General features: G+C 46.5%; 5 protein-coding genes. 2 read left to right on the top strand and 3 right to left on the bottom strand.

Annotation, left to right across the window (positions count from 1 at the left end):
* Positions 1–187 precede the first annotated feature (187 nt).
* Positions 188–1,672 carry a tetratricopeptide repeat protein gene (locus C7B77_RS21575; RefSeq protein ID WP_106309692.1) on the bottom strand — a complete coding sequence of 495 codons (1,485 nt, stop codon included), beginning with the start codon at positions 1,670–1,672 and terminating at the stop codon, positions 188–190.
* 281 nt (positions 1,673–1,953) lie between these two features.
* Here C7B77_RS21575 and C7B77_RS21580 point away from each other — a divergent pair, with 281 nt between their 5' ends.
* A complete protein-coding gene (locus tag C7B77_RS21580; protein WP_106309695.1) occupies positions 1,954–2,307 on the top strand; it encodes a hypothetical protein in 354 nt (117 codons plus the stop codon).
* Positions 2,308–2,321: 14 nt separating this feature from the next.
* Here C7B77_RS21580 and C7B77_RS21585 read toward each other — a convergent pair whose 3' ends face one another.
* Positions 2,322–4,376, bottom strand: a complete 2,055-nt coding sequence (locus C7B77_RS21585; protein ID WP_106309698.1) for an ABC1 kinase family protein — start codon at positions 4,374–4,376, stop codon at positions 2,322–2,324.
* A 269-nt stretch (positions 4,377–4,645) separates the two neighbouring features.
* On the opposite strand from C7B77_RS21585, the gene tadA reads away from it, so the two are divergent.
* On the top strand, positions 4,646–5,113 hold the full coding sequence (gene tadA, locus C7B77_RS21590; RefSeq protein WP_106309702.1) for a tRNA adenosine(34) deaminase TadA: 468 nt from the start codon (positions 4,646–4,648) through the stop codon (positions 5,111–5,113).
* Between the two features lie 81 nt (positions 5,114–5,194).
* Here tadA and C7B77_RS21595 read toward each other — a convergent pair.
* Positions 5,195–6,193, bottom strand: a 999-nt coding sequence (locus tag C7B77_RS21595; protein ID WP_281261378.1) for a CAAD domain-containing protein, incomplete at its 5' end; no start/stop codon positions are given.

Consider the following 6,193-nt stretch of genomic DNA (forward strand, 5'->3'; position numbering starts at 1 on the left):
CTCGATCCCGATCTCTAAATTTCGGGTTACAGGTCGCTGCTAAATTGACACATATCGAGTAAGATCTAGGTAATCTAAGTTGAACCACCCTTGAGACGAAAGATCGCAAAGATAGTAGCACAGCGGCCACTTGTGAACCAGATTACCTAGCAAACTCGTCAGGCACAGCCAACTCTAAGCGATCGACTTATTTTAGTCTCTCCAATCTACGCATGACAGACTCGTAGCCAGCCTGATTATTTTGGGCTTGGAACAATCTTGCTGCTGTTTTTAAATCTTCGGTAGCAGCAGGATTGGCTTGGAGTTGAGCGTGAAGCAATCCACGATTGCTGTATGCTAGAGCATTATTCGGTTGCAAGCGAATTGCTGTATTATAGTCAGCCAAAGCCTTTTGATATTCCCGCAGTTGCGCTAAAGAGACACCCCGATTGAAGTATAACTCTGCATTCTTGGGATCGGCAGCGATTCCCTGAGTATAATCTGCAACGGCTTTGTTATAGTCGCCAGCAGCGTAGTAAACGATCCCACGATTCAGGTATGCTGTAGCATAATTGGGTCTGAGTTGAATGGCTCTAGTGTAGTCCGCGATCGCGGCTTGGCGATTGCCGATCGAAGAGTAAAGAATCCCGCGATTGTTATAGGCTTCGACTAATTTAGGATTGAGCTTGAGTGCGGTAGTATAATCGGCGATCGCTTGAGTTTTGTCACCATTCTCAGCTTTAATGATGGCGCGATTGAAAAAGGCAAAGGCATCAGTCGGATTGATGCTCGCTACCCGATTGTAGTCGCTAATTGCCCCAGTCCGATTGCCGAGCGAGTTTTGGGCACTAGCACGATTGAAATAAACATTGGAGCTATTGGGATTTAACGCGATCGCGCGATTGAAATCGGCAAGTGCGCCTTGGGAATCTCCCATTAATTCTCTGGCTTTGCCACGACCATTGTAAGCTTTGGCATAGTTCGGTCTTAAGGCGATCGCCCGCTCGAAATCAGCAATCGCACCTGTATTATCGCTCAGATCGAGTTTCGCGATACCGCGATTGTAGTAAGCATCTACATTCTTAGGATCGAGTTGAATTGCCTTAGTGTAACTGGCGATCGCGCCTTGTTTGTCACCATTTTGCGACAAGACAATGCCTTTACCGATCGCTATTTGCGGATCGGTGGACTTAATCGCTCTTGCTGCTTGGAAGTCGGCTAATGCACCCGCGCGATCTCCAGTATTCAAGCGGGCAAAACCCCGATTGGCATAGGCTTCAAAAAATTTCGGATTCAGAGCCAGCGCGCTGGTGTAATCGGCAATTGCACCCGCACTGTCGCCGTTTAAACCTTTGACAATGCCCCGATTATTGTAAGCATCGACAAAGTTAGCTTGCAAGGCAATCGCTCGATCGAAGTCGGCAATTGCGCCGACTCGATCTCGATCTCGAAAACGACGCATCGCTCGGTTGTAAAAATCTCTAGCCGTTTTTAAGGTTTTGGTAGTTGGGGTTTTGGTGGCTGGGGCTTTTTTGGTAACTTGCCGAGCCACACGGATCTCAGATGGAGCCTCGGTAGCGGCTACGCGTACTGATGGTAACAGCGAGATCGTCAAAAGCAAAATGCTCGACAGCGGAATGTGCAGTCGGGACATCCACTTGTCAGAAAATTGTCGGCGATTGTATGTATTCATCACTAAATTTGGGAGGCGATCGATTTAGGCGATCGCGCTGAGTCAGGACAAATTGGTAGTATCTAAAAGTTTGAATAGTTACTAGCTAGCCAAATCCTATATTCGCGCTGCTAGATTTATGTTTAGACGGAATATTGAAATAATTATTAGCGCGTGTAACTAGATTTTAACAAATCTTCCAATCTCTTGAAGTTAATGTAGACCAATTTATCGACAATTAACAACGTACAAATATCGTAAAAATGACTGCCTGTATAGCTTAGACGATCGGATCTACAAGTATGTCGATCGGTCAAATTTCATCAGAATCTGGGTATAAAATCATACTATTTATAGATACCTCTTACCTAAAAATTCGACTTGCTGTTGCGGGAGAAATTATCGAGATTTCCCACACCAAGTCATTCAAATTAGAAGTCGAATCTCTACTTGCTAGTTATCGATTTTCAGGCATCAAAAAGGGAGCGTTGCTAAATTGGGGTATTAAGCGTAGATTTTGCCCTCACCCCCAACCCCTCTCCCAATCTTGGGAGAGGGGAGCCAGAGCCGCAGGATCTGGCGGGGTGAGGGCAAATCATACCTTAAATCAGCAACGCCAAAAAGGGTACCTCGATCGAGGTACCCTGAGTGTCTAGGGGATAGGATGAGACTACCGTCTGGCGCGAGTTGGTAACGCAAGCTGCGGTTGTGGAGCGCGCCGCTCGGATAGCGGATCGTTAACTGCGATCTCGCTGGGGACGTCTTGCAATAAGACTTCGCGAATCAAGCGAGCTGCCATCCGTTGGGTTAAGCCGCTAGCGATTTTTTGACCGAAGGATTGGGTTTCTGACTTCATCAAAATTTGAGGAATCTTGGGTAAAACCATTGCCGGATCGAAGCCTTTAGTCTGTTGTAAGATGCCCCAAATCCGCTGGATGTGTTCTAAACCATTCGATTGCTGTTGGGCAGTTACAGGAGGTGTGGGTACCTTGATGCCGATCCCTTTTTGAATCGCATGAGTCACACTTTGGAGTGTATTACTACCAAAATTATCCAAACCTCGGACGATCTCATCGGCGAGATAATCGCGGATAAAAGTCCCGCGCTCGGAGAGAATGAAATCTAAAGTTTGATTGATGACTTGATTGAGATCGTATTCATCGCTACTGCGGGCATTATTGAGCAGATTTTCCAATCGGTTCCAGCGGAAGGAACCATCTTTAAATAAGAGTTCTTTGAGCGAGTTCCGCAGATCGGGAGCGGGGTCTGTCAGCAGTCGTTTGGCAACGTAAGGATATGCTTTAGCCAGTACTTTAAAATTAGGATCGACAGAAATGGCGATACCTTCGAGGGTGGCTAGCGATCGCAAGATCAAAGCATAATAAGCAGGCACCTGGAAGGGGAACTCATACATTACGCCCGATAATTGATCGGTAACGCTCTTGAAATCTAGATCGGCAATATTGGTACTAGTAGCTCCCAGAGAACTATTAAATACGTAAGATAAAGCCGGAATAATTGGCGTCAAGTCTGTATCGGGAGTCAGAAATTCTAACTTAACAAAATCGCGGCCCAATCCATCAAAATCGCGATTGACCAAATGCACGATCGCTTCGACTAAACCATAACGTTGATATGGCTTGACTTGGCTCATCATCCCGAAATCTAAGTAAGCTAACTTACCATCTGGTGTCGCAAGTAAATTGCCAGGATGCGGATCGGCATGAAAGAAACCGTGTTCTAATAATTGACGCAGCGAACATTGGACGCCAACTTCCACTAAGTAGGTAGCATCGAGTCCCTGTGCGGCAACGGCTTCGAGGTTGGTTAGCTTTGTCCCCGTAATCCATTCCATCGTCAAGACGCGTCTACCCGTGTATTTCCAGTAAATACTGGGTACGTAGATGTCTTGCATACCGCCATATAATTCGGCAAATCTTTCGGCGTTGCGTCCTTCATTTTCGTAGTCCATTTCCTCGAAAATGCGCTCGGCAAATTCATCGACGATCGAAACTAAATTACTGCGAATTTGTTTGAAATTAGTTTGCGCCCAAATTGCCAGAGTTCTAACAACGTGAAGATCGAGCGCGATACTATCAGCCAGTCCCGGACGTTGAACTTTGATGGCAACTTCTTCACCGCTCCAAAGTTTACCTTTATATACTTGTCCGAGCGAAGCAGCCGCGATCGGTAAATCGCTAATTTGGGCATAAATAGCTTCCGGTCTGTCGCCTAATTCTTCTTCAATAAATTGGTAAGCGATCTCGTTAGAAAAAGCGGGAATATTATCTTGTAATTGAGCTAATTCTTCTAAAAACTGTGGCGGTACTAGGTCGGGACGAGTCGAGAGTTCCTGACCGATTTTAATATATGCAGGCCCTAATTTGGTCAACAGTCCGCGAATCTGTACGGCACGTTTACCCAGGTTTGCTTTACTTTTATTAGTAGTTTTATCGAGCCACAATCCCAGTGCAAAGTTGACGATCGGGATAAAGATACTAATAAATCGTCCAAATACTTTGAGCGGTTGGGTACTGTAATATTGCGCGATCGCGATCGGATCGTACCCCAGCCAGGTGTTGTCGGTAATTTCTTTGACACGTCTGGAATTCACAACTTCTGCATCAGCCACTAGTTCTGTGGATACGGCTGCTACTGACTGGTTAGACGGAGCATCGACTCTATTCATCTCTGGTGAAAACTGATTAGAAGGTGTGGTGTTCATGAGGTGATGGTATTAAGCCCTGTTAAGTATTGTAACAATGTTGCGAACTATCTGGGGATATTATCTATTTTACTGTGACAGAATGTTTAAAGTCTGCGGGTTTTCCTCATAATTGGAGAGCGGACTTCCGATCGGGTGGATGGGTGGATGAGTGGATGAGTGGATGAGTGGATGAGTGGATGAGTGCAAGATGTGAGTATAATTCCTGTACCCCCTAACCCTTTACCCTTTACCTTTTACCCCCTCCCCTACGTCTCTACCCTCTAGCAATGAATATAGATTTCCAATTACATCAACGCTGGATGGCGCGATCGATCGAGTTGGCGACGAATGCGGGGAATGCTGGCGAGGTGCCAGTTGGGGCGATAATTGTCAGTCCGGAGGGGGAGATAATTAGTGAAGGTGAAAATCGGCGGGAACGCGATTGCGATCCGACGGCTCATGCAGAAATTGTGGCAATTCGAGCGGCGGGAGCGTATCTAAATAGTTGGCACCTCGATCGATGTACGTTATACGTGACGCTCGAACCCTGTCCGATGTGCGCTGGTGCGATCGTGGCGGCGCGGTTGGGTTTGCTGGTATACGGTGCTGACGATGCCAAGACGGGGAGCGTGCGGACGGTATTGAATATTCCCGATAGTGCGGCTTCCAATCACAAGTTAACTGTCATTGGCGGCATTTTGGAAGCTACCTGTCGGCAACAGTTACAGGATTGGTTTAAGCGCAAGCGACGGTAGAGCAAATTTATACCTCTTTAGTTAATAAAAAATACCCCCAAATTCTCTAAGAACTTGGGGATACTTAAGGGCAATCGTTAATTAGAATTTACCAGCCAAGGCATCTACACATCGATCGCAAATTATTGGATGTTCGCTATTTTGACCGACGGTAGGTGAATAGTTCCAGCAGCGATCGCATTTGGTACCATCAGCATTTACGACACCAATTTTGCCACTTTCAACAGTTGTTTGATGTTGCAATCCTTCTAGTCGGCTGGCATCATCGATTAGCTCGACTTGAGATGCGAGGAAAAAGTACCGCAATTCGTCAATACCATTTGAGGTACTTTGTGGTGCGGCTGGTTGTGCGGGAACATGTACGGGTGTAGTTGGGATTAGTTCGCCTGAATTTTCGATCGCCGATATCGTGCGTTCGGTGTAATACTGTGCGCCGATGAGGTAATTTTTATAGGCAATTGCCCGATCGAATGTTTGTTTGCGTTTCTGTTTTGTTAACAAATTACGCACCACAAATAAGCCACTCATTACAATCCCAACTCCTTGGAGAGTCGTCTCTACAAACGGAATCCGATTGACGATATCGAGCAATCCGATCGCGATATACAATCCAAATGCTCCGGTTAAGACGAGGAGAATATTCCCAATCAATCGCCAACCTTTACTATAAGCCTCGATCGCCGTGGCAATCGTCGCGCCGATGGCATTACTACCGCTTGTCAAAGTTGCTTGCAATGCTGGCAATGGCGAAGCATTTACTAGTTTATCGATCGTCGGCGTCCGCGAATTAGTAGCACTAATTACCACTCCCCCCATCTTATTCCCCTCCTGGGAGGGGTTAAGGGTGGGTGTCATGGGTGCTGAAAATGCTTTCAACTTCGCTTTGAGTGTCGGATCGCTCACCTGCAACAACACTTTAGCCTCTAGACTCGAACCGATCGCTTTATCGGTGCGCGCCTGTTCCATCACCTTATTTACATCTGTCCGCAAGTCGCGGATTTTGTCCCAGGTGAGGGCTAAATCGGGCTGCAACCATTGCGGATCGAGTTTGACCCAACCAGACTCAAATACAGATTTATG

The sequence above is a fragment of the Chamaesiphon polymorphus CCALA 037 genome, assembly GCF_003003845.1.
GTDB lineage: Bacteria > Cyanobacteriota > Cyanobacteriia > Cyanobacteriales > Chamaesiphonaceae > Chamaesiphon > Chamaesiphon polymorphus.